Source organism: Pseudomonas sp. GM60, from assembly GCF_000282415.1.
In the GTDB taxonomy this organism is placed as follows: domain Bacteria; phylum Pseudomonadota; class Gammaproteobacteria; order Pseudomonadales; family Pseudomonadaceae; genus Aquipseudomonas; species Aquipseudomonas migulae.
The window spans coordinates 44,100-65,586 of the sequence record NZ_AKJI01000087.1 but is presented as its reverse complement, the minus strand read 5'-3'; the positions used below and the strand labels follow the sequence as shown (position 1 = coordinate 65,586).

Below are 21,487 nucleotides of genomic sequence, written 5' to 3'. Positions count from 1 at the left end.
CGCTTATTGCTGCTCGCTGATCGCGGCTGCCATGGCAGGGTCGGAACGGTCCGGTCGGATAAACAGTTTCACCACGCGCAACAGGCTATCGAGCAAGCGGTTGCGATGGCGGAAAAACACGGTGTTGCCGGTAAACGAGCAACCCAGGCGCAGCTTACTGGCATAACCGGCCTGGCCGCACGCGTAGATCGGGATGCCGTGCTCAATACAGTAGTCGACATTGGCCAGCCAGCTGCGCACGTAGAGATTGTGTTCACGGGTCCGGGCCAGGTCGTGGGCGAAGAACTTGTCGACCAGTCGCAGTTCGTCGAACAGCACAAGGTTGAACGCCACCAACTCTTCGCCGACCCAATACAACACGCACGCGGCACGTTCATCGAGGTGTTCCAGGACCTGGCGGAAGTAGCCGGGCGGCAGGCGTTCGAAGGTCAGGTCGCTGCGGCTCAGCGTGGCCTCGTAAAGCGCCATCATGCGCGGCAGCAGGTCATCGACCGAGCGCCGCCATTCGATGCGCGGCCCCTGGCCACGCAGGGTGCGGCGCAGGTCTTTGCGGGTGGATTTGCCGAGCGTGCCGAGGTAGGCGTCCACCGAGCCAAAACGGATCGGCAGCTCGGCGCTGGGCAGGCCGGGCATGCTTTGCAGACCCGCGTCCTGACACACCTGCAACCATTGCGGGTCGCGGTGAGAGGCATCCTTGACGGCCAGCAAACCGACCCCGGCCTGATCGGCGTCGTGGCGCGCCAGCCGTAATAATTGCTGAAGCAGGTCCACGCGCCGGGCCGCGTCGATGTGCGGTGCGGTCCCGACATGGCACTGCTCGGCCACCGGTGAACCGAGGGCATACAGGCGCACATCGAACAGCCCCGGCCACACGCGGCGCAGGCGTTCGCTGATGCGTTTGCCCAGCCCCTGAACCGTGGTGTCCAGCGAGTAAGCGGTGGTGAACGCCACGGCCGCCGCGATCAGTACCTCGTCTTCGTACAGCGCCAGATAGCGCCATTGAAAGTCTGCGATGTCGGCCCGCTCAACCGCCCGGTAGTAATTCCAATCTTCCAGCTCGGCAGGGAAACAGGCATTCCAGGCATCGCGGTCGATGGCCTCGATCGTCGAAAAGGCAAGGGCTGTGATCACATCGTTTCCTTAAAAATTGCCTGCATTGCGGCTACCACCTGATCCCTGTAGGAGCGAGACCGGCTTGCCGGCGATGCACTTAAGAGCGCCGCGTTTAACCTGCAACCCCGCGTTATCGTTAACGACCATCGCGAGCGGGCTCGCTCCTACAGGGGGGGCACGCGCAGGTACCTCAACGTGTTCAGGCCAGTTGCCGATAGTCCTGGCGCATGGGTTTGGGGGCGCAGCGCTGTTGAATGAAACGTTGCCGGATGAAGTCCGCGCTCAGCTCCACCACGCGGCGGTATTGCAGGTCGACGGTGATCATGTGGTAGCAGTCGTCGAGCAGCACCTTCACCACCGGACCGCCGAGTTTGCGTTCCACATAATCGGCGTTCCAGCGGCTGGTGATGTCGTCTTCGCGCGAGTGCAGCACCAGCGTTTGCGTGGTGATCTGCGGCATGCGTTTTTTCACCGCCGCCACCAGTCGATGCAGTTCCCGGACACTGACCCCGGACATGGTCAGCAGCCCGGCATTGCTGCTCTCGCCAGCCTTCATCTGCCGCTCGACGATCGCTCGCAAGCGTTCGTCCTTGATGCCGAAAGGTGATTTTTCGTTGAAGCGGCACAGGTGCACGCCAAACGGAATCGCCATCAGCAACGGCGTGAGCACGGCGACTTTGGGCATGTTCCAGCCGTCGTAGCGCAGGGTCGTCGAATACAGCAACAAGCCTTCGATCTGCCCCGGATGCTCGGCGGCGAGGTACATCGACAGCACCGCGCCCATCGACAAACCGCCGACGAACACGTGCTCGTGTTTGCGCCGCACACCGATGAAGGTATTGCGTGCGCTCTCGTACCAGTCACGCCAACCGGTGGCTTGCAGGTCGGCGTTGTCTCCGCAGTGCCCGGCCAGCGTCGGCACGTACACCGTGCAACCCGCCTTGGCCAGGCCGATGGCGACCCGACGCAACTCGGTCGGGGTGCCGGTGAGGCCATGGATCAACAACACCGCGACCTCCCCGCTGCCGAGAACGAAACCGGCGCTGCCTTCGCCCATGTCGATCTCTTGCTCGTTCATCGTGTCATCGCCCGATGCAGCAAGCGGTCGAGCAGGGCGATGCCCAAATCGATTTCCGGATAGCTGATTTCCAGCGACGGCGCGAGGGTGATGACGTTCTTGTAGTAACCGCCCACATCGAGAATCAGGCCCAGGCGTTTGCCGTCGATTTCGATGTCGCCCTTCATGCCTTCTTCGACCATGAAATCGAGCGTGGCCTTGTCCGGCGTGAAACCGTCCGGGCCACAGATTTCGCAGCGCAGCGCCAGGCCCAGGCCGTCGACGTCGCCGATGATCGGGTAGCGTTTCTGCAAGTCTTTCAAGCCTTCGAGGAAGTACTTGCCCTTGTTCATGACCATCGCGCCGTAGTCGACTTCGCTGGTCATCTTGAACATTTCCAGGCCCACCGCCGTGCCCAACGGGTTGGAGGCGAACGTCGAGTGGGTCGAGCCTGGCGGGAAGATTTTCGGGTTGATCAGCTCTTCTTTTGCCCAGATGCCGCCCAGCGGGTTGAGGCCGTTGGTCAGCGCTTTGCCGAAGACGATGACGTCGGGTTTGACGTCGAAGTGCTCGATCGACCACAGCTTGCCGGTGCGATAGAAGCCCATCTGGATTTCGTCGACCACCATCAGAATGCCGTGCTGGTCCAGCACATGCTTGAGTTCACTGTAGAAGTTCATCGGCGGAATCACGTAGCCGCCGGTGCCCTGGATCGGCTCGACGTAGAACGCGGCGTATTCGCTCTGGCCGACTTTCGGGTCCCAGACGCCGTTGTATTCGGTCTCGAACAGGCGGGCGAATTGCTGCACGCAATGGCTGCCATATTCTTCCTTGGTCATGCCTTTCGGGCCACGGAAGTGGTACGGGAACGGGATGAAATTGGCGCGCTCGCCGAAGTGGCCGTAGCGGCGGCGATAGCGGTAGCTGGAGGTGATCGACGACGCGCCGAGTGTGCGCCCGTGGTAACCGCCCTCGAACGCGAACATCAGGCTCTTGCCGTTGGTGGCGTTACGCACGACTTTCAGCGAGTCCTCGATGGACTGCGAGCCGCCGACGTTGAAGTGCACGCGACCGTCGAGGCCGAATTTTTTCTTCGCGTCGACCGCGATCATTTCCGAGAGCTCGATCTTGCCTTTGTGCAGGTACTGGCTGGCGATCTGCGGCAGGGTATCGATCTGCTGTTTCAGCGCATTGTTCAGGCGCGGGTTGGCGTAACCGAAGTTGACCGCCGAGTACCACATTTGCAAATCGAGGTAGGCCTGGTCTTCGGTGTCCCAGACGTAGGAGCCTTCGCATCGGCTGAAGATACGCGGCGGGTCGATGTAGTGAACGGTGTCGCCGTAGGAGCAGTATTTGGCTTCTTTATCCAGGAGGATCTGGTCTTCTGCGGTGGCGATTCGAATATCAGACATGGTGGAGGAGTTCCTGATTTTCTGCGTTGAAGGTTTCTACGTTGAAAGAGGTGGCATTGGCGGCGTTGGCGCTTGGCAGCAAGGCCAGCAGCGCAGGCAGTTCGGCGAAGCTGTCAAAGCGTGCGTAAGCGATGCCGTTGCGCTCGCAGTGCTCGGCCAGGCGATCCTTGGCGAACACGAAATCGGCGGTGGCGGCCACGCACATGTCGGACTGGCCGTCGCCGATTACCAGCACCCGTTTGGCGCTGGGGGTGGACTTGCATTTGCAGTTGCCGGAGGCGGCGCGGCAGGCGTCGCTGGCATGAGGGAAGTCGATGCGCCAACTGTCGTGATCGAGCTGGCGCAGGCGATTGGCGAGGATCGGCAAGAGGCTGACGTAGTTGCGCGCCAGGATCCGTGCGATGCCTTGCTCGATGCCGTCGCTGACCACTTCGAGGGAGGCGCCGAGGCCGATCACGTGGTCGACGAAGTCGGGGAAGTCCGGGTCGATCTCGACCGTGTCGAAGAACCCGAGCAGCTCGGACGGTGTGGCCTTGACCAGCGAGAGCTGGCGGCTGAGGCATTCACGGGAACCGATGTCGCCCGCCCGCCACTCGTTTTCAATCGCTTCCCAGCTCGGGTCGGCGAACCGTTGGAGGATGCTGTCGATCACGTCGGTGCGGGTGATGGTCCCGTCGAAATCACACACGATATGCCAGTCAATCATCTGCGTTACCTATCTTGTAAAAAGTGTGCGCCGGGTGTGCTGTCTGCGCTGCACAGGGGGTAGAGCAGGGACTGTGCCAACCGGGTTTGGCCCAGCGGGGGCGGGGTTCTGGCGTGTGTTCGTGTCTTCGAAGCTACAATTTTTGTAGGTCGCTACAAACAACATGAGTGCTTGCGCCGGGAGCGCGATCCGGGGATTGATGCGCGCATGTCCCGTTCAAGGAATTGCCTCATGTCGAGGATTACTGTTGCTCTATTCGCCGCGCTGACGTGCCTTTCGGCCAACGTTTCAGCAGACGGCATCACCGGCGAAGCAGGGGTTGGCCTCAGCTATCAGCCGCACGACCCAACCGGCAGCCGTTACGAAACCCGGCCCGTGCCGTACCTCGATCTGGACTGGGGCGATGTCAGCCTGAGCACCGATGACGGGCTGACCTGGGACGCGTTCAACGCAAGTGGCTTAAGCGCCGGGCCGTTCCTGAATTACCTGCCGGGACGGACCTCCAACGGCGAGCTGCAAGGCTTGCGCGATGTGCCGGACATGGGCGAAGTGGGCGGGTTTGTGCAGTACGCGCCGGCCGACTTTTGGCGGGTATTTGCTTCGGTTGGCCAGGCGGTTGGCGGGCGAGGCGGGCAGGGCGGGGTATTGGGACGGCTGGGTGGGGAGGTGGGTTATCCACTGGGTGGCGGGGTGATCGGTAGCTCAAACCTGACCGCGCATTTTGCCGATGCCCGGCAGACTCAGACGTTCTTCGGCGTCAGCGCCGACGAGTCTCAAGCCTCGGGGATCCGCCCGTACAATGCCGGTGGTGGCTTGCAGAACGTGGCGCTGACCCAGAGCTTCGAATTTCCCCTGGCGCCGCAATGGTCACTGCTGACGAGCGCGAGCTGGATTCACCTGACGGGGGCGGCGGCGGATAGCAGCATTGTCAAAGCGGTCGGGGATACCCATCAGGGTGGAGTGCAGGCGGCGGTGGCTTACAAGTTTGAATAGAAAGGTTCATTGGCTGGTCTGACGCCATCGCGAGCAGGCTCGCTCCCACAGGGGGATGCGGTCAAAATGTGGGAGCGAGCCTGCTCGCGATGGGGCCCTTGAGATCACAGAACTCTAGGTTTCTTCACCTTCGGCCAGCAACGCAATCCCCCCCATGATCACCGCCACACCCACCCAGTGCAGCACGCTGATCTGCTCGCCCAAGCCCAGCCAAGACCCAAGCAAAACCCCGACGAACACCAGCGAACTCAACGGAAACGCCAGCGACAGGCTGCTGCGTCGCAATATCAGCATCCACACGAAAAACGCCCCGATGTAACAGGCAATCGCCAGCCACACCCCGGGATTCACAGCCACTGCCATCAGCCATTGCAGGTTGAAATCCATCTGCCCCAGTTGATCGCCACCGACCTTCGTGGCGATCTGCCCGGCACTTTCAAAAGCGATCAACAGCGCCCAAAGCACGATGGTGCCCAAGCGCTCATGCAGCCAGTCGGTCTTGCCTCTGATCATCGATTGAGCCTCATGCATGGGCGACACACACGAGCATCACGCCCGCCGTAATCACTAAGGTGCCGAGCCAGCGCCGACGACTCACGGTTTCGCCGAGGATCAGTTTGCCGGCCAGCACCACGCCGCAATACGCCAGCGCCGCAGCCGGAAACAGCAGGCTCAGCGGCGCGCGGGAGAGGGCCTCCAGCCAGACAAAAAACTCGATCACGTAGGCGCCGATTCCGCACCACAGCAGCGGCGCGTTGAATACCTGGCCCCAGAACGCATTCAGGCGAAAGCCGCCTTCAAGCTCCGGCAAACGGTCGAGTCCGAGCTTGAAACAGAGCTGGCCAATGACGTCCAGCACGATGGAAAACGCCACCAGCACAATCACGGTAATGGTCATGGGAACAGCTCCTCGAACAGCTCGATCAGTGCCTGATTGGTGGCTGAGTTACGCAGCAGATCGTCTGCGCTCCAGCGTTCCGCCGGCGGCTGGTCGGCCTTGGCTTCCCAGCGTTTGAAGGCGTTGCTGAAGGCGGGACGGGCGTATTCGCCGCAGATGTCGATGCCGAGGATCCGCTTGTTCGCGGCCAGCACGCGTATCGCTTGCAGCAGATGGCTCAGGCGCATGCCGCCCTGATCCCAGTTGGTCGCCGCGTCTTCGCTGGCCAGGACGTCTTTGTCGATGGTGATCCACACCGCCTCGGTGGGCAGGCTGGTGATCAACTGATCGAGAAACACCGGCCAATCCAGCTCGGCGAGGTTGCGCCAGTGGAGCTGGTTTTCCTGTTGCTGATGACCGGCGCCATCGCCGACCCGGCCCCAGACTTTCGAGGGCGGATGCTGCCACGGAAACAGCTGCAAGACCCCGCGTTTCAGGGCACTGAGGTTGCCGCCCTTGAGCTGTGGATTTTGCAGGTCATCGCTGCACGGGCCGAGGGTGACGATGCGCTGGACGTTCGGCAGTTTCAGCGCCTGGTTGACCCACGAACCACAATGCCGACGCGGGGCGAAGTGGACCCAGTCGGGGTGATTGTCGAAGTGAATCAGGCTCACCGGCACCGGTAAGTCAGTGAGAAAGGCCGGGGTCAAGTGGTGGTAATCGCCGGAGCCGACAAAGAAGATTTCCGGTTGCGGGCCGCTGTGGCGCGGACGTTGTTGCAGGCGTTCGGCGAAGCGGCGCCAGGTGCGTTCGCTGGACCAGAGCCGCAATTTCGGGCCGAGGTCGAGCAGGCCCAGGCGTTTCGCGCGGCCGCTGTCGAGCAACCGTGCGATGGGGGCCTGGGCAGTCAGGCTGTGGTCGAGATCTAAAATGTTCAAGGTCGCAATTCACCCTTGGCAGACCCTCCCAGACACCGGCTCCATCCATCATGAAGGCCGGCCGAGGGGGCTTTTGGGGGTAAATGCAAGGGGCGGGCCAGCCATGAGGCCAATGGAGAACCCTTGTAGGAGCGAGCCTGCTCGCGATGGAGTGTCAGCCGACAACGATGTAGCTGATACACCATCGCGAGCAGGCTCGCTCCTACAGGGGATTAGGTCTGGAGGCGTACCCAGACGCTGACGAGGATCGTAGCCGCGATCAACCACGCCACCGCCGCCACCGCGAGCGAAGCCTCCAGCCGCATCCGGTCGACCATCACGTACAACGTCGCCAGATAGATGAAGTACGGAATGATCGACCACATGCCAAACACAATCGTGGTCTTCAAGTCATCCAGCGAGCGGCCCTTGCCGACGATGTAGTGCGCAATCAGCGCAAAGGTCGGAAACAGCGGCACCAGGCCGGCGATGTAATAGTTTTTGGTCTTGGCCAGCGCAGCGAGGATCAGCACCACCGCTGCGCCCAGGGTTGCCTTGAGCATCAGGTCCATCAGTGGCTCAACCCGTACTTCTTCACTTTGTCGAACAGCGTGGTTTTGGCCATGCCCAGTTCCAGGCTGGCCTGAGTCAGGTTGCCGCCGCTGCGTTGCAAGGCGTCGCCGAGCAGGTTGCGTTCGAAGGCTTCCACCGCTTCGGCGAAGGCCAGGCCCTGATTGCTGCCAATGGCGCCCGACTTCTTGAAGGCCGGCAGACCGAGGGCATACCGCTCGGCAACGTTGCGCAGTTCACGGACGTTGCCCGGCCAGTCGTGGCTCATCAGGTTCGACACGGTCTGGTTGTCCAGCTCCGGCACGGCACGGTCAAAGCGCAAGGACGATTGCTGCAGGAAGTGCTCGAACAGTTGCAGGATGTCTTCGCGGCGCTCGCGTAGCGGCGGCAGTTCCAGGGTCACCACGTTCAGCCGGTAATACAAGTCGCTGCGGAATTCGCCGGCCTTGCTCGACTCGTCGAGATCGGACTTGGTGGCCGCGATCACCCGGCAATCCACCGCCACGCTCTGGTTCGAGCCGAGGCGTTCCAGGGTGCGTTCCTGCAACACCCGCAGCAGTTTGATCTGCAACGGCAGCGGCATGCTTTCCACCTCGTCGAGGAACAGCGTGCCGCCATCGGCGTGTTCGATCTTGCCGATCCGCCGCTTGCCGGCGCCGGTGAAGGCGTTGGCTTCGTGGCCGAAGATTTCACTTTCGAACAGGTTCTCCGGCAGGCCACCGCAGTTCAGGGCGACGAACTGTTTGGTGTGACGCCGACTGAAGTCGTGCAGGCAGCGCGCGACCAGTTCTTTACCGGTGCCGGTTTCGCCTTCGATCAGCACGTTGGCCGAGGTATCGGCGACGTTGGCGATCAATTCCCGCAGGTTCTGCATGGCTGGCGAACGACCGATGATCCGGCCTTCCAGGGAATCCCGTTCCGCCAATTGCCGGCGCAGCGAAGAGACTTCCCGGGCGAGGCTGCGTTGCTCCAGCGCACGACGGGCGACATCCACCAGGCGTTCGGGGGAGAAAGGTTTCTCCATGAAGTCGTAGGCGCCTTTCTGCATCGCGCCGACGGCCATGGAAATGTCGCCGTGGCCGGTGATCAGCACCACCGGCAGGCTGCGATCACGGGCCTTGAGCCGGGTCAGCAATTCCAGGCCATCGATGCCCGGCAGGCGAATGTCGCTGATGACGATGCCGGCAAAGTTGTCGCCGACCCGCTCCAGCGCTTCTTCGGCGCTGCCCACGCCGACGCAGGGAATGTCTTCCAGGGTCAGCGCCTGTTGGCAGCCGAGCAGCACATGAGGGTCGTCTTCGACGATCAGCACACTAAGGTCGTTGTTCATATTGGCTCGGCTTGAAGGGGGCTTACCAACGGTAAACTGAGGACGAAGGTGGTACCACCGCTGGCCGGGTGCTCGACACCCAGGTGTCCGCCGGTGGCGGCGGCCAGGCTGGCGGACAGGGTCAGGCCGAGGCCCAGGCCTTGCTCGCCGGGTTTGGTGGTGAAGAACGGTTCGAACAGATGCTTGCGCGCTTCGGCATCGATGCCGTGGCCGTTGTCGCGTACCCGCAGGCGATATTTGCCGTCGAACGCTTCGCCTTCGAGCCACAATTCCGGTTGGGGCTGCGACTGCATGGCGTCGAGGGCGTTGCCGATCAGGTTGACCAGAATCTGCTCCAGGCGGGTCTGGTCAATCTGCACCTGCACGTCGGCGAACTCGCGATGCAAGTGCAGAGGGACACTTTCCACACGTCCGCCGAGCAGTTGCAACGCGGCGTCCACCGCTTTGCCGAGGCAGGCCTGGCCTTTGTCGTCGCCGCGTCGGGCGAAGGAGCGCAGGCTTGCGGTGATCCGGCCCATGCGGTCGATTAGTTCGTTGATGGTCTTGAGGTTGGTGCTGGCCACATCCAGTTGCCCGCGCTCGAGAAAGCGCACGGTGTTGCCGGACAAGGTGCGCAGCGCCGCCAGCGGCTGGTTCAATTCGTGGGCGATGCTGGTGGACATCTGGCCGATGGCCGCGAGTTTTCCGGCCTGCACCAGTTCATCCTGGGCGCGGCGCAAGGTCTCTTCGGCCTGACGGCGTTCGCGAATCTGGCCCTTGAGCCGTTCGTTGCTGGCGCGCAGGTCGGTGGTGCGTTCGGTTATCCGACGCTCCAGTTGATTGTTGGCTTCCTGCAAGGCTTCCCGGGCGGCGAGACGGGTGGCGATCACCTTGCGGCGCTCGTTCCAGGCAATCAGCAGGAACGCCACCAGGGCAAACGCCACGGCCACCAGAATCCCCTGATTGATCGCTTCGCGACGCAAATCCTGCAGCGGCGTGAGCAGGGTGAAATTCCACGGGGTGTCGCTCAAGGGACGGGTTTGCGAGAGGTAACTGATGTCCTCTTGGTCGGACTCCACTTCACTGTTGGCCGGGAAGGTCAGTTTTTCCTCGCCTTCGGCCAGCCTTTCACGGGCCAGCGGTTGCAGCTCGTTCAGTGGAAACCAGTAGTACTGAAGGCTGCGGGCGAGTTTTTCCTTGGTTTCGTCGCTCAATGGAACGACTGATTTCAGGCGTCGCGCCGGATCGCTGGAGAGAATGATGATGCCGTTTTCGTCGCTGACGAAGGCCTCCAGGCGCGCGCGCTGCCAGCGTTCTTCCATGGCTTCGAGGCGGACCTTGACCACCGCGACACCGATGATCTTGCCGTGTTCTTCCAGGCCATGGGCCAGGTAATAACCGGGTTCGCCGTTGGTGCTGCCGATGCCATAGAAGCGGCCCGGCTGACCGCGCACGGCGTTCTGGAAGTAGGCGCGAAAGGACAGGTCTTCACCGAGGTAACTGTCGACGTCGCGCCAGTTGCTGGTGGCCATAACACGACCGGTGGTGTCCATCACGTAGATGGCCCGACTGCGGCTGCGCCGGTTCAGGCCTTCGAGGTATTCATTGACCGTTTGCCGGTGTTCCGGCGACGGGTCGGCCAGCAGCTTCGAAACGCTGGTTTCGAGTTCCAGCAGGCTGGGCAGGTAGGTGTACTTGCTGATCTCGCTCTCGACGGCGCGGGCGTGCAGTTCGAGCTGACGCTGGCCGTTCTCGCTGAGGCTGCGGATCCCGTAGTGCTCGCTGACCCAGAAGCCGAGGTAACCCAATCCGATCATCAGGGCGATGACCAGTGGCGGCAGGAACAAGTGGCGGATCAGACGGGGTTTCACGACGAGTGATGGCGGCGCTGCGCGATAGAGAGTGGGGTCGCATTTCATCACAGATGCCTTGGGTCAACCACAACACAAATCTGAAGCTTCGCACTGCCCCCTGTAGGAGCCAGCTTGCTGGCGAAGGCGACCAGTCAGACACACCGTGTCGTCTGAATCGCCGGCAAGCCAGCTCCTACAAGGGGAGCGGTGTTTTTTAGTGCTGCAGAATCTTGTTGAGGAAGTGCTGGGTACGCTCGGCGCGGTGGCTGATGTCGCCGAAGAACTCCTCTTTCTTGCAGTCTTCGATGATTTTGCCGGCGTCCATGAAGATCACCCGGTCCGCCACTTTACGGGCGAAGCCCATTTCGTGGGTCACGCACATCATGGTCATGCCTTCGTGGGCCAGTTGCACCATCACGTCGAGCACTTCGTTGACCATTTCAGGGTCGAGCGCGGAGGTCGGTTCGTCGAACAGCATGACGATCGGGTCCATCGCCAGCGCACGGGCAATCGCCACACGCTGTTGCTGACCACCGGAGAGCTGGCCCGGGTGCTTGTGAGCGTGTGCCGAGAGGCCTACGCGCTCCAGCAGTTGCAGGCCTTTCTTGGTGGCTTCTTCCTTGCTGCGGCCCAACACCTTGATCTGCGCGATGGTCAGGTTTTCGGTGATGGTCAGGTGCGGGAACAGCTCGAAATGCTGGAACACCATGCCCACGCGTGAGCGCAGCTTCGGCAGGTTGGTCTTCGGGTCCGCAATGGACGTGCCGTCGACCACGATGTCGCCTTTCTGGAACGGTTCCAGGGCGTTGACGCATTTGATCAGGGTGGATTTGCCGGAGCCGGACGGCCCGCACACCACGATCACTTCGCCTTTTTTGACCTCGGTGCTGCAGTCAGTCAGTACCTGGAAGTCGCCATACCACTTGTTGACATTCTTGATAGAGATCATACGGCAAACCTTTTTTGCAGACGCTTGACCAGCAGCGAGGCGGCAAAGCTGATTGTGAAGTACACGAGACCTGCGAAGATCAGGAACTCATTCGAGCGGCCGATGATGTCGCCACTGGCACGCGAGGCATTGAGGAAGTCCACCAGGCCGACGGCGTAGACCAGCGAGGTGTCCTGAAACAGGATGATGCTCTGTTGCAGCAGCAGCGGGGTCATCTTGCGGAACGCTTGCGGCAGGATGATCAGACGCATCATCTGGCCATACGACATGCCCAGGGCCTGGGCAGCGCCCATCTGGCCTTTGGGAATCGACTGCACGCCGGCGCGGACGATTTCGCAGAAGTACGCCGCTTCGAACATCATGAACGCCACGATGCACGAGGCGAATGCGCCGATCGGTGTGTCTTCGCCGGTGATCCAGCGCAGTACGAACGGCACCGCCAGGTAGAACCAGGTGATGACCAGCAGCAGTGGAATCGAACGGAAGTAGTTAACGTAGGCGCCGGCGAGGTTCGACAGCAGCTTGCTGTGGGACAGGCGCATCAGCGCGAGGATCGTGCCGAGGATGATCCCGCCGACGACGCCCAGCGCCATCAATTGCAGGGTCATGACCATGCCGTTCCACAGGCCCGGCAGGGACGGGATGATGCCCGAGAAGTCGAATTCCATCATTTACCCCCTACGGAGATCAGGCCCGGCACGGCTACTTTCTTCTCGACCAGGCGCATCAGCAGCATCAGGCTCATGTTCAAGGTGAAGTAGATCAGGGTCGCCAGGGTGAACGCTTCGAACAGGTTCGCGGAGAACTCGGCGGTCTGTTTGGTCTGTGCGAGCAGCTCCATCAGGCCGATCAGCGAGGCGACGGAGGTGTTCTTGAATACGTTCAGGAATTCCGAGGTAAGCGGCGGAATGATGATCCGGTAGGCCTGGGGCAGCAGCACGTTCCAGTAGATCTGCGGCAGCTTGAAACCCATGGCGCGAGCAGCGGATTCCTGGCCTTTTGGCAGTGCCTGAATACCGGTGCGCACCTGTTCGCAAACGCGAGCCGTGGTGAACAGGCCCAGGCAGACAACAACGCTGAGGAACGCCGAAGTGGTCGGGTTCAGGTCCTGTTTGTACCATTCCTGCAGGTCTTGCGGCAGCAGGTCGGGCACCAGGAAGTACCAGATGAACAGCTGCACCAGCAGCGGTACGTTACGGAAAAGTTCGACGTAGCAGGTGGCGATGCCCGATACGATGCGGTTCGGCACGGTGCGCATGACGCCCAGGATCGAGCCCAGTGTCAGGGCGATGATCCAGGCCGCGATGGCGATGCCGATGGTCCAGCCCAGACCGGACACGTACCAGTCGAAATAGGTCTCGCTGCCCACGCCGGTGGACTTGAAGAACACGCCCCAGTCCCAGTTGTAATTCATTAGGGTCTCCCCTCAGTTCAATCGATGTGCAAGTGCCCGCTTGGGGGAAGCTCCGTTCCCGCCTGACCTTTTCGATCAGGCACACGCTCCCGGCTCGACAGCCACCGGTTCGAGTGTTTCCAAAAAATACCAGCAGGAAGTGACCACCTCCTGAAAGGGCGACGGCCCTCTCAGGAGATAAGGTTAGTCAGAAAATCAGGACTTCTTGTCGTCAGCCGCTTTATCAGTCGGATTGGCGATCAGTGCCTTGAGCTCGTCGCTCATCGGGAAGTTCAGGTTCAGACCTTTTGGCGGGATTGGCTGCATGAACCATTTGTCGTAGATCTTGTTGATCTCGCCCGACTTGTAGGTTGCCACGATGGCGTCGTCTACAGCCTTCTTGAACGGCTCGTCGCCCTTGCGGACCATGCAGCCGTAGATTTCGTAGGACTGTGGAGTGCCGGTCACGGCCCAGTCAGTTGCCTTCTTGGCTTTGGCCGCTTCACCTGCCAGCAGGGCGTCGTCCATCATGAAAGCCACGGCACGGCCGGTTTCCAGCATCTGGAAGGATTCGCCGTGGTCTTTGGCGGAGATGACGTTCATACCCATCTGCTTGTCGGCGTTCATCGCCTTGAGGATGCGTTCGGACGTGGTGCCGGCGGTGGTCACAACGTTCTTGCCGGCCAGGTCGGCGAAATCCTTGTACTTGGAGTCTGCCTTGGACAGCAGGCGAGTACCGATTTCGAAAATGCCGACGGAGAAGTCAACTTGCTGCTGACGCTCGACGTTGTTGGTGGTGGAACCGCACTCGAGGTCCACGGTGCCGTTCTGCACCAGCGGGATGCGGGTTTGCGAGGTCACCAGGTTGTATTTGACCTGGAGATTCGGCATGTCGAGGTCTTTTTTCAGGGCTTCAACGACTTTCAGCTGAATATCGTGGGAGTAGCCAACCGGTTTGCCGGAAGCGTCCGCGATATAGGAAAACGGAATGGAAGCGTCACGATGCCCGAGGGTGATGGTGCCGGACTCTTTGATCTTCTTCAGTGTGCCGGTGAGTTCGGCAGCGAAAACTGGAGTGGTAATCAGAGCTGCAGCAATGGCTGCGCCCAGGATATGGGGAACGATGCGCATCAAATTTTCCTCGACATTGTTTTTTTTATGGAGCCAGTTCATCGGCCCTTTTGTGCTTCGAATGTCTGTCGGCTTCTCAAGGTCCGCGCAACAAGCATTCGTCCAAGAGTGTAGAGCATGACTCGTGCCAGACCAGTCGATACAAACTAAAGTATTGATTTATAAGGATATTAAATATTTATGGCGCGTTTTTTGGAGTGAGATAGTCCGGTTAACCGAATAGACCGATGAGTCGCGTTCGGAAAACCGAATGGCCCATGCTGTAAACGCATTCCCCTGTAGGAGCCGGCTTGCTGGCGATGGCGGTGTGCCAGTCAACTTCTTTATTGACTGGCACACCGCCATCGCCAGCAAGCCGGCTCCTACAGGGATTGATGGTGTTTCCCGAATAGCAAAAAGCCCCTGAATCGTGAGATTCAGGGGCTTTCGTTCAAGCGGATTACCGATCAGGCCGCTTCAATCTTGCTGCGGTTCTGCTCGACCTTGCTCAGATACTCCGCCAGCGCTTGCTGCTCGGCCGGGGTGGTGAACAAGCCCAGCTTGCTGCGACGCCACAGAATGTCGTGCGCCGTGGTTGCCCACTCTTCGCTGCACAGGTAATCGACTTCGCGGGTGTAGAGACCGCCGCCGATGTGCTCGCCCAGGTCGCTGAGGCTTTGCACGCCTTCAAGCATGCGCCAGGTGCGGCTGCCGTAAGTGGTGGCCCAACGACGGGCGATTTCGGTCGGCACCCAGTCGAACTGGTCACGGATGCGTGAGCTCAGCGCCTGCGGAGTGGTCATGTCTTCGCCGCCCGGCAGGGTGGCGCTGGCGGTCCAGCTCGGCTTGATGTGCGTGAAGTAAGGCGCCAGTTGCGCCAGCGCCGACTCGGCCAGTTTGCGGTAGGTGGTCAGCTTGCCGCCGAACACCGACAGCAGCGGCGCTTCTTCGCCCGTGCCCGAAAGCGCGAGGGTGTAGTCGCGGGTGACGGCCGACGGATTGTCGGATTCGTCGTTGCACAGCGGACGAACACCGGAATAGCTGTGCAGGATGTCGTCGCGGCTGATCTGCTTCTTGAAGTGGGCGTTGACCACTTTCAACAGGTAATCGGTTTCGCCTTCGGTGATCGCCACTTTTGCCGGATCGCCGGTGTATTCGCGGTCGGTGGTGCCGATCAGGGTGAAATGGTTCAGGTACGGAATGGTGAAGACGATGCGCTGATCTTCGTTTTGCAGAATGTGCGCGTGATCACCTTCGTACAGTTTCGGCACGATCAGGTGACTGCCCTGGATCAGGCGGATGCCGTACGGCGATTCCATCTTCAAATCATCACGAATGAACTTGGCAACCCATGGGCCGGCCGCATTCACCAGCGCCTTGGCGCGGATCGAAAGCAGGCTGCCGTCGGCGCGCTCCAGGTGCAGATGCCAAAGGCCTTTGGTGCGACGGGCGCTGACGCAACGGGTCTGGGTGTGCACATGGGCGCCGTTCTCGCGGGCCGCCATGGCGTTCAGGACCACCAGGCGCGCGTCGTCGACCCAGCAATCGGAGTATTCGAAGCCTTTGGTGATTTCGCTTTTCAACGGGCTGTCCGGGCCGAACTTCAGGCTTTTCGAACCTTCCAGTTTTTCCCGTTTGCCCAGGTTGTCATACAGGAACAGGCCGGCGCGGATCATCCAGGCCGGACGCAGGTGCGGACGGTGCGGCAGGACGAAGCGCATTTGCTTGACGATGTGCGGCGCCTTGGCCAGCAGCACTTCGCGCTCGGCGAGGGCTTCGCGAACCAGGCGGAATTCGTAATGTTCGAGGTAACGCAGGCCACCGTGGATCAGTTTGCTGCTGGCCGACGAGGTGTGGCTGGCCAGATCATCCTTTTCGCAAAGGAACACCGAAAGACCGCGACCGGCGGCATCCGCTGCGATCCCCACGCCATTGATCCCGCCACCGATGACGGCGATATCGTAGACCTCGGCAAGTGGGGGCGTAGGCAAGGTAGAAGTGGGCATCGGCTGGCCTCGGTTTTTTTGATTGTCGATATTGGATTTCGAACATTAATGTTCATTTGCGAAAATGGTAGCCCATAAAGCCGCTCAAAGCCAGTTAACTTCGATTGAAAATACTGATCGAAGGGCCGTTAAAGGAAAATTTACGAACATTTAAACAGGCGATAGAGAGCAAGAGATGTGTTGCTTCGACGATCGTCATCGCGAGCAGGCTCGCTCCCACAGGGTTACGCTAAACCTGTGGGAGCGAGCCTGCTCGCGATGGCGTCGGTATGAACGACTAAGATGTCAACGGTGTTTAAACGACTTCCAACCGAATCTTGTGCTGACTCAACAACTGCGCCAGCGCCGGCACTGGCTGCTGATCCGTCACCAGGCAATCGATCAAGCTGATCGGCCCCAGGCGAATCATGGCATTGCGCCCGAATTTGCTGGAGTCCGCTGCCAGAATCACCTGCCGCGCATTGGCGATGATCGCCTGCGACACCCGCACTTCCTGATAATCGAAGTCCAGCAGGCTGCCGTCTTCATCAATACCGCTGATGCCGACGAGGGCGAAGTCGACCTTGAACTGGTTGATGAAGTCGACACTCGCCTGACCGACCACGCCACCGTCGCGCCGCACATTGCCACCGGTCAGCAGAACGTCGAAGTCGTCCTTGGCGCTGAGCATCGAAGCCACATGCAGGTTGTTGGTGATGATCTTCAGGTGGTTGTGGTTGAGCAGCGCCCGTGCGATCGATTCGGTCGTGGTGCCGATGTTGATGAACAGCGAGGCGTGATCGGGGATCTGTGCGGCAATGGCTTCGCCGATACGCTGCTTTTCATCGCGCATCTGATCGGCGCGCATGGCGTAGGCGGTGTTTTCGACACTGGAATCGTAGGCTGCGCCACCATGGTAGCGACGCAATAAATTGGATTCCGCGAGCTGATTGATGTCGCGGCGGATGGTCTGCGGTGTAACGACGAACAGCGTGGCCATTTCCTCGATGCTGACATAGCCGCGTTCGCGGACCAGTTCGAGGATTTGCTGCTGACGGGGAGGCAGATTCATGGGGCTTCCTTTGGGCTGCCGTGCAAAATTTGCCCATGATGCCGCAGGAATCTGCTCCCTACCAGTTACATACAGATACGAGTACTTACGTTGGCTTATTCAGCGCCTTCATGAGGTTCCCAGTCACGCGTGCGGCTGACCGCTTTTTTCCAGCCGGCGTAGAGTTTTTCCTTGGCGGTTTCGTCCAGTGTCGGCTCGAATTCGCGCTCGATCACCGCCTTGCCGCGCAGTTCTTCCAGGCTACCCCAGAAGCCACACGCCAGACCGGCCAGGTACGCGGCACCGAGTGCGGTGGTTTCGCGCATTTGCGGGCGCTCAACCTGAGTGCCGAGGATGTCGGCCTGGAATTGCATCAGGAAGTTGTTTGCCACCGCGCCGCCATCCACACGCAATGCTTTCAGGCGTTCGCCGGAATCCTGTTGCATGGCGTCGAGCACGTCGCGGGTCTGGTAGGCAATCGACTCCAGCGCTGCACGAATGATGTGATCCACGCGTACGCCGCGAGTCAGGCCGAACAGTGCGCCACGGGCATACGGGTCCCAGTACGGAGCGCCCAGGCCGGTGAAGGCTGGCACCAGGTACACGCCGTTGCTGTCCTTGACCTTGTTGGCGAAGTATTCGGTGTCGTGCGCGTCGTTGATGATTTTCAGTTCGTCACGCAGCCACTGAACGGTGGAGCCGCCGTTGAACACCGCGCCTTCCAGCGCGTAGGCCACTTCGCCACGCGGGCCGCAGGCGATGGTGGTCAGCATGCCGTGCTTGGACTTCACCGCTTTGTCGCCGGTGTTCATCAGCAGGAAGCAACCGGTGCCGTAGGTGTTTTTCGCCTGGCCTGGCTCGACGCACATCTGGCCGAACAGGGCAGCCTGCTGATCACCGGCGATACCGCCGATGGCGATGCCGCTTTTGGTGTGGCCGTAGATTTCTGACGAGGATTTAACTTCCGGCAGCATCTCGCGCGGAATATCCAGCACCTCCAGCATCTTCGCATCCCACTCCAGGGTGTGGATGTTGAAGAGCATGGTGCGCGAGGCGTTGGTGTAATCGGTGACGTGGACTTTGCCGCCGGTAAATTTCCAGATCAGCCAGCTGTCCACGGTGCCGAACAGCAACTCGCCTTTGCGCGCACGCTCTCGGCTGCCTTCAACGTTGTCGAGGATCCACTTGAGTTTGGTGCCGGAGAAGTACGGGTCGGTGACCAGGCCGGTGGTGTCGCTGATGTATTGCTCGTGGCCGTCACGTTTGAGCTGCTGGCAGATCTCGGTGCTGCGGCGGCACTGCCAGACGATCGCGTTGTAGATCGGGCGGCCGGTGGTCTTGTCCCAGACCACAGTGGTTTCGCGCTGGTTGGTGATGCCGATGGCCGCGACCTGGTCGTGATGCAGGCCGGCTTGTGCCAGGGCCTCGACCATCACGGCGCTTTGGGTGGCGAAGATTTCCATCGGGTCGTGTTCGACCCAACCGGCTTGCGGGTAATGCTGGGCGAATTCGCGCTGGGCGGTGCAAACCACGTTCGCGTCGCGGTCGAAAATGATCGCGCGGGAGCTGGTCGTACCCTGATCGAGGGCAATGATGTAGTTCTTATTCTGAATGTCGGTCATGTCGATTGCCTTGGACGAAAAAAGGGAGTGAGGTCAGGCGCGGGACCAAATGGGCAGGATCACGCGCCTACGGTATCAAGAAGTTCTTGGTTTGCCGTCAATGGCCGGTGTTGCGTCCTTTGTAGCAGGTTCGGCGCTGGGCAGATGACGGGCAATCAGCCCGCGATACGCTGCAGCACCGAGGCAGGCACCGACAATCGGTGCAAAAATCGGGATCAGGAAATACGGGATATCGCGGCCGCCGGTGAAGGAAATTTCACCCCAGCCAGCGAAGAAAGTCATCAGTTTGGGACCGAAGTCACGCGCCGGGTTCATCGCAAAACCGGTCAGCGGGCCCATCGAACTGCCGATCACCGCGATCAGCAGGCCGATCAGCAGCGGCGCCATCGGACCGTTTGGCAGACCGTTGTTGTCATCGGTCAGGGACATGATCACGCCCATCAGGACGGCGGTGATGATCACTTCAACCAGGAAGGCCTGGGCGGTGGACAAAACCGGGTTGGGGAAGGTGGAGAACACCGAGGCCAGTTCGAGGCTGGCTTGAGTGCCGCGAACCATATGGTGAGTTTGTTCGTAATCGAAGAATAGATTGCTGTACAGCGTGTAAACCAACAACGCGCCGCAGAAGGCGCCGGCCACCTGGGCAAGAATATAGAACGGCAGTTTGCGTTTTTCGAAGTCGGCGAAAATGCTCAGCGCGATGCTCACGGCAGGATTGAGATGAGCACCCGAAACCCCGGCGGTCAGGTAGATCGCCATGCTGACGCCGACACCCCAGATGATGCTGATTTCCCACAAGCCAAAGCTGGCGCCCGCGACCTTGAGCGCGGCAACGCAACCGGTACCAAAAAAGATCAGCAGTGCAGTGCCCAGAAACTCGGCCATGCATTGGCTCGAAAGCGACGGTTGTTGTAAAGCAGTTGTCATTGAAAACCTCTTTGTTTTTGTTGTCTGGCGCTTTTTTCGTCATGGCCAAAGCGCGATTTTCACCAGGGCAGGATCCCCATCCTGTTCCTGGCTTACTGCTGGGTACTGCGTTGTCACGTTGTACTGTATTCAGATTCGAAAAAATATAGACAAGAAACACTGCTGTCAAAGGTCGAAAGTGAACTGTCGGTCACAATGCAACTATTAGTCACATGAATGATCGTTTTGTTTGGCGAACCGGACGAACTCTGACGAGCGGTAAAGAATCGCGCCAAGTGCTGGAAACGCTGCCGTGATAGAGCCTTTTATGGAGCAATGTCCTAGAATCCAGCGCAGTATTTTTTCTCTGCCGCCCAGTCTGGAGCTGTCATGACCCCCGCATTGGATTTGTTGAAAAAAGTTCGTGCCGAACATCGCGTGCACAGTTACGAACATGATCCGAAGGCGGCGTCCTACGGCTTGGAGGCCGCGGAGAAACTGGGGCTGGACCCGGCGCAAGTGTTCAAGACGTTACTGGCGGCCAGTGAAAAAGGGGAATTGCTGGTGGCGGTGGTGCCGGTCGTCGGAAGTCTGGACTTGAAGGGCCTGGCGCATGCCGCCGGGGTGAAAAAAGTCGAAATGGCCGACCCTGCCGCCGCGCAACGCTCGACGGGTTATCTGTTGGGCGGCATCAGCCCGCTGGGACAGAAAAAGCGCCTGCGCACGTTTATCGATAATTCGGCCCAGCCCTTTGCCAGCATTTTTGTCAGTGCCGGTCGACGTGGCCTGGAAGTGGAACTGGCCCCCGCAGTACTGGCCGAACATACCCAGGCCAAGTTCGCCGATATCGGCCGCGCCTGAATCAGGGAGAAGGTTATGCAGCTTGAGTTTCATCAGGTCGATGCGTTCAGTGAGCGACCGTTCAGCGGTAACCCGGCGATGGTCTATCGGCTTGATGCCTGGCTCGCCGATGAGTTGATGCAGAAAATCGCCGCTGAACATAACCTCGCCGAAACCGCCTTTGTGGTGCGTGAAGGGCAGGGTTGGCACATCCGCTGGTTCACTCCGACCACCGAGGTGCCTTTGTGTGGGCATGCCACCCTGGCCAGCGCTTATGTCTTGTTCGAGATCTATAAAGAACCGGTCGAACGCCTGGACTTCATTTGTAAGTCCGGCCCGCTGAGCGTGAGTCGTGAGGGCGGCCGCTTGTGGCTGGATTTCCCGGCAATCGTGCCGTCTGCAGTCGGCGTGACCCTGGATGTCGAACGCGCCTTGGGCGTCGACGTGGTCGATGTGTTGGGTTCGAATGAATTATTCGTGGTGCTGGAGTCAGAGCAGGCCGTGCTCGACTGTCAGCCCGACATGGTCGCGTTGGCCAAACTGCCGTGGCCGGGTGCCATCGTCACTGCCAAGGGCAGCAAGCATGATTTTGTGTCGCGGTACTTCGCGCCGGCGATCGGTATCAATGAGGATCCGGTGACCGGTTCGACCCATTGCAGTTTGATCCCGTATTGGTCGAAGCGTTTGGGCAAGTCGAGCCTGACGGCGTATCAGTGTTCGAAGCGAGGCGGGGAGTTGTTCTGTCGGCTGGAAGGCGATCGGGTGAAGATCGGCGGGAATGCGACGCTGGTTGCGAGCGGAATGCTGATCCTCGGTTAACCCCA

General features: G+C 60.3%; 21 protein-coding genes. 3 read left to right on the top strand and 18 right to left on the bottom strand.

Annotated features, from left to right (window positions below):
* Positions 1-3: 3 nt before the first annotated feature.
* The 4 genes from PMI32_RS08160 to PMI32_RS08175 all read right to left on the bottom strand — a co-directional run bounded on the left by PMI32_RS08160 (position 4) and on the right by PMI32_RS08175 (position 4,288).
* Positions 4-1,131: a GNAT family N-acetyltransferase gene (locus PMI32_RS08160; protein ID WP_008032201.1), complete on the bottom strand. Its 1,128-nt coding sequence runs from the start codon at positions 1,129-1,131 to the stop codon at positions 4-6.
* A 181-nt stretch (positions 1,132-1,312) separates the two neighbouring features.
* Positions 1,313-2,191 (bottom strand): alpha/beta hydrolase, encoded by an 879-nt coding sequence (locus tag PMI32_RS08165; RefSeq protein ID WP_008032200.1) that lies wholly within the window; start codon positions 2,189-2,191, stop codon positions 1,313-1,315.
* A complete protein-coding gene (locus PMI32_RS08170; RefSeq protein WP_008032198.1) occupies positions 2,188-3,582 on the bottom strand; it encodes an aspartate aminotransferase family protein in 1,395 nt (464 codons plus the stop codon). Before PMI32_RS08170 ends, PMI32_RS08165 begins: the two co-directional genes overlap by 4 nt.
* The gene (locus tag PMI32_RS08175) at positions 3,575-4,288 is read right to left on the bottom strand and encodes an MtnX-like HAD-IB family phosphatase (RefSeq protein ID WP_008032196.1); all 714 of its coding nucleotides are present in this window, start codon (positions 4,286-4,288) and stop codon (positions 3,575-3,577) included. Before PMI32_RS08175 ends, PMI32_RS08170 begins: the two co-directional genes overlap by 8 nt.
* 231 nt (positions 4,289-4,519) lie before the next feature.
* On the opposite strand from PMI32_RS08175, the gene PMI32_RS08180 reads away from it, so the two are divergent.
* Complete coding sequence (locus tag PMI32_RS08180; RefSeq protein ID WP_008032195.1) at positions 4,520-5,281, top strand: MipA/OmpV family protein; 762 nt, start codon at positions 4,520-4,522, stop codon at positions 5,279-5,281.
* 114 nt (positions 5,282-5,395) lie between these two features.
* On the opposite strand, the gene PMI32_RS08185 is transcribed toward PMI32_RS08180, so the two are convergent.
* The 14 genes from PMI32_RS08185 to PMI32_RS08250 form a co-directional block, all read right to left on the bottom strand.
* Positions 5,396-5,794: a DMT family transporter gene (locus tag PMI32_RS08185; protein ID WP_008032193.1), complete on the bottom strand. Its 399-nt coding sequence runs from the start codon at positions 5,792-5,794 to the stop codon at positions 5,396-5,398.
* A gap of 10 nt (positions 5,795-5,804) precedes the next feature.
* Complete coding sequence (locus tag PMI32_RS08190) at positions 5,805-6,179, bottom strand: DMT family transporter (protein ID WP_008032192.1); 375 nt, start codon at positions 6,177-6,179, stop codon at positions 5,805-5,807.
* Positions 6,176-7,096 carry an arginase family protein gene (locus PMI32_RS08195; protein WP_008032190.1) on the bottom strand — a complete coding sequence of 307 codons (921 nt, stop codon included), beginning with the start codon at positions 7,094-7,096 and terminating at the stop codon, positions 6,176-6,178. Before PMI32_RS08195 ends, PMI32_RS08190 begins: the two co-directional genes overlap by 4 nt.
* A gap of 212 nt (positions 7,097-7,308) precedes the next feature.
* Entirely contained in the window at positions 7,309-7,638 is a 330-nt protein-coding gene (locus PMI32_RS08200) for a GlpM family protein (RefSeq protein ID WP_162130733.1), read from the bottom strand.
* Positions 7,639-7,646: 8 nt separating this feature from the next.
* Positions 7,647-8,975, bottom strand: a complete 1,329-nt coding sequence (aauR, locus tag PMI32_RS08205) for a two-component response regulator AauR (protein WP_008032187.1) — start codon at positions 8,973-8,975, stop codon at positions 7,647-7,649.
* On the bottom strand, positions 8,972-10,873 hold the full coding sequence (gene aauS / locus PMI32_RS08210; protein ID WP_008032185.1) for a two-component sensor histidine kinase AauS: 1,902 nt from the start codon (positions 10,871-10,873) through the stop codon (positions 8,972-8,974). Before aauS ends, aauR begins: the two co-directional genes overlap by 4 nt.
* A gap of 148 nt (positions 10,874-11,021) precedes the next feature.
* On the bottom strand, positions 11,022-11,756 hold the full coding sequence (locus tag PMI32_RS08215; protein WP_008032183.1) for an amino acid ABC transporter ATP-binding protein: 735 nt from the start codon (positions 11,754-11,756) through the stop codon (positions 11,022-11,024).
* Entirely contained in the window at positions 11,753-12,424 is a 672-nt protein-coding gene (locus PMI32_RS08220; RefSeq protein WP_032829007.1) for an amino acid ABC transporter permease, read from the bottom strand. Before PMI32_RS08220 ends, PMI32_RS08215 begins: the two co-directional genes overlap by 4 nt.
* The gene (locus tag PMI32_RS08225; protein ID WP_008032179.1) at positions 12,424-13,170 is read right to left on the bottom strand and encodes an amino acid ABC transporter permease; all 747 of its coding nucleotides are present in this window, start codon (positions 13,168-13,170) and stop codon (positions 12,424-12,426) included. The genes PMI32_RS08220 and PMI32_RS08225 overlap by 1 nt, the downstream gene beginning before the upstream one ends.
* Before the next feature lie 195 nt (positions 13,171-13,365).
* A complete protein-coding gene (locus PMI32_RS08230) occupies positions 13,366-14,280 on the bottom strand; it encodes a glutamate/aspartate ABC transporter substrate-binding protein (protein ID WP_008032176.1) in 915 nt (304 codons plus the stop codon).
* Between the two features lie 446 nt (positions 14,281-14,726).
* Complete coding sequence (gene glpD, locus PMI32_RS08235; protein WP_008032174.1) at positions 14,727-16,265, bottom strand: glycerol-3-phosphate dehydrogenase; 1,539 nt, start codon at positions 16,263-16,265, stop codon at positions 14,727-14,729.
* Between the two features lie 295 nt (positions 16,266-16,560).
* Positions 16,561-17,316 carry a DeoR/GlpR family transcriptional regulator gene (locus PMI32_RS08240; RefSeq protein WP_008032173.1) on the bottom strand — a complete coding sequence of 252 codons (756 nt, stop codon included), beginning with the start codon at positions 17,314-17,316 and terminating at the stop codon, positions 16,561-16,563.
* Positions 17,317-17,411: 95 nt separating this feature from the next.
* The gene (gene glpK / locus PMI32_RS08245; RefSeq protein ID WP_008032172.1) at positions 17,412-18,917 is read right to left on the bottom strand and encodes a glycerol kinase GlpK; all 1,506 of its coding nucleotides are present in this window, start codon (positions 18,915-18,917) and stop codon (positions 17,412-17,414) included.
* 75 nt (positions 18,918-18,992) lie between these two features.
* Complete coding sequence (locus PMI32_RS08250) at positions 18,993-19,844, bottom strand: MIP/aquaporin family protein (protein WP_008032171.1); 852 nt, start codon at positions 19,842-19,844, stop codon at positions 18,993-18,995.
* A gap of 369 nt (positions 19,845-20,213) precedes the next feature.
* On the opposite strand from PMI32_RS08250, the gene ybaK reads away from it, so the two are divergent.
* Positions 20,214-20,684, top strand: a complete 471-nt coding sequence (ybaK, locus tag PMI32_RS08255; protein ID WP_007971306.1) for a Cys-tRNA(Pro) deacylase — start codon at positions 20,214-20,216, stop codon at positions 20,682-20,684.
* Positions 20,685-20,699: 15 nt separating this feature from the next.
* On the top strand, positions 20,700-21,482 hold the full coding sequence (locus tag PMI32_RS08260) for a PhzF family phenazine biosynthesis protein (protein ID WP_008032170.1): 783 nt from the start codon (positions 20,700-20,702) through the stop codon (positions 21,480-21,482).
* Positions 21,483-21,487: the final 5 nt, after the last annotated feature.

Coding starts and splice junctions, on each gene's coding strand:
- PMI32_RS08185 (WP_008032193.1), bottom strand. CDS start 5,794: ATGATCAGAGGCAAGACCGACTGGCTGCATGAGCGCTTGGGCACCATC.
- PMI32_RS08170 (WP_008032198.1), bottom strand. CDS start 3,582: ATGTCTGATATTCGAATCGCCACCGCAGAAGACCAGATCCTCCTGGAT.
- PMI32_RS08240 (WP_008032173.1), bottom strand. CDS start 17,316: ATGAATCTGCCTCCCCGTCAGCAGCAAATCCTCGAACTGGTCCGCGAA.
- PMI32_RS08215 (WP_008032183.1), bottom strand. CDS start 11,756: ATGATCTCTATCAAGAATGTCAACAAGTGGTATGGCGACTTCCAGGTA.
- aauS (WP_008032185.1), bottom strand. CDS start 10,873: ATGAAATGCGACCCCACTCTCTATCGCGCAGCGCCGCCATCACTCGTC.
- ybaK (WP_007971306.1), top strand. CDS start 20,214: ATGACCCCCGCATTGGATTTGTTGAAAAAAGTTCGTGCCGAACATCGC.
- PMI32_RS08190 (WP_008032192.1), bottom strand. CDS start 6,179: ATGACCATTACCGTGATTGTGCTGGTGGCGTTTTCCATCGTGCTGGAC.
- PMI32_RS08200 (WP_162130733.1), bottom strand. CDS start 7,638: ATGCTCAAGGCAACCCTGGGCGCAGCGGTGGTGCTGATCCTCGCTGCG.
- glpD (WP_008032174.1), bottom strand. CDS start 16,265: ATGCCCACTTCTACCTTGCCTACGCCCCCACTTGCCGAGGTCTACGAT.
- PMI32_RS08260 (WP_008032170.1), top strand. CDS start 20,700: ATGCAGCTTGAGTTTCATCAGGTCGATGCGTTCAGTGAGCGACCGTTC.
- PMI32_RS08180 (WP_008032195.1), top strand. CDS start 4,520: ATGTCGAGGATTACTGTTGCTCTATTCGCCGCGCTGACGTGCCTTTCG.
- PMI32_RS08250 (WP_008032171.1), bottom strand. CDS start 19,844: ATGACAACTGCTTTACAACAACCGTCGCTTTCGAGCCAATGCATGGCC.
- PMI32_RS08175 (WP_008032196.1), bottom strand. CDS start 4,288: ATGATTGACTGGCATATCGTGTGTGATTTCGACGGGACCATCACCCGC.
- PMI32_RS08225 (WP_008032179.1), bottom strand. CDS start 13,170: ATGAATTACAACTGGGACTGGGGCGTGTTCTTCAAGTCCACCGGCGTG.
- glpK (WP_008032172.1), bottom strand. CDS start 18,917: ATGACCGACATTCAGAATAAGAACTACATCATTGCCCTCGATCAGGGT.
- PMI32_RS08165 (WP_008032200.1), bottom strand. CDS start 2,191: ATGAACGAGCAAGAGATCGACATGGGCGAAGGCAGCGCCGGTTTCGTT.
- PMI32_RS08230 (WP_008032176.1), bottom strand. CDS start 14,280: ATGCGCATCGTTCCCCATATCCTGGGCGCAGCCATTGCTGCAGCTCTG.
- PMI32_RS08220 (WP_032829007.1), bottom strand. CDS start 12,424: ATGGAATTCGACTTCTCGGGCATCATCCCGTCCCTGCCGGGCCTGTGG.
- aauR (WP_008032187.1), bottom strand. CDS start 8,975: ATGAACAACGACCTTAGTGTGCTGATCGTCGAAGACGACCCTCATGTG.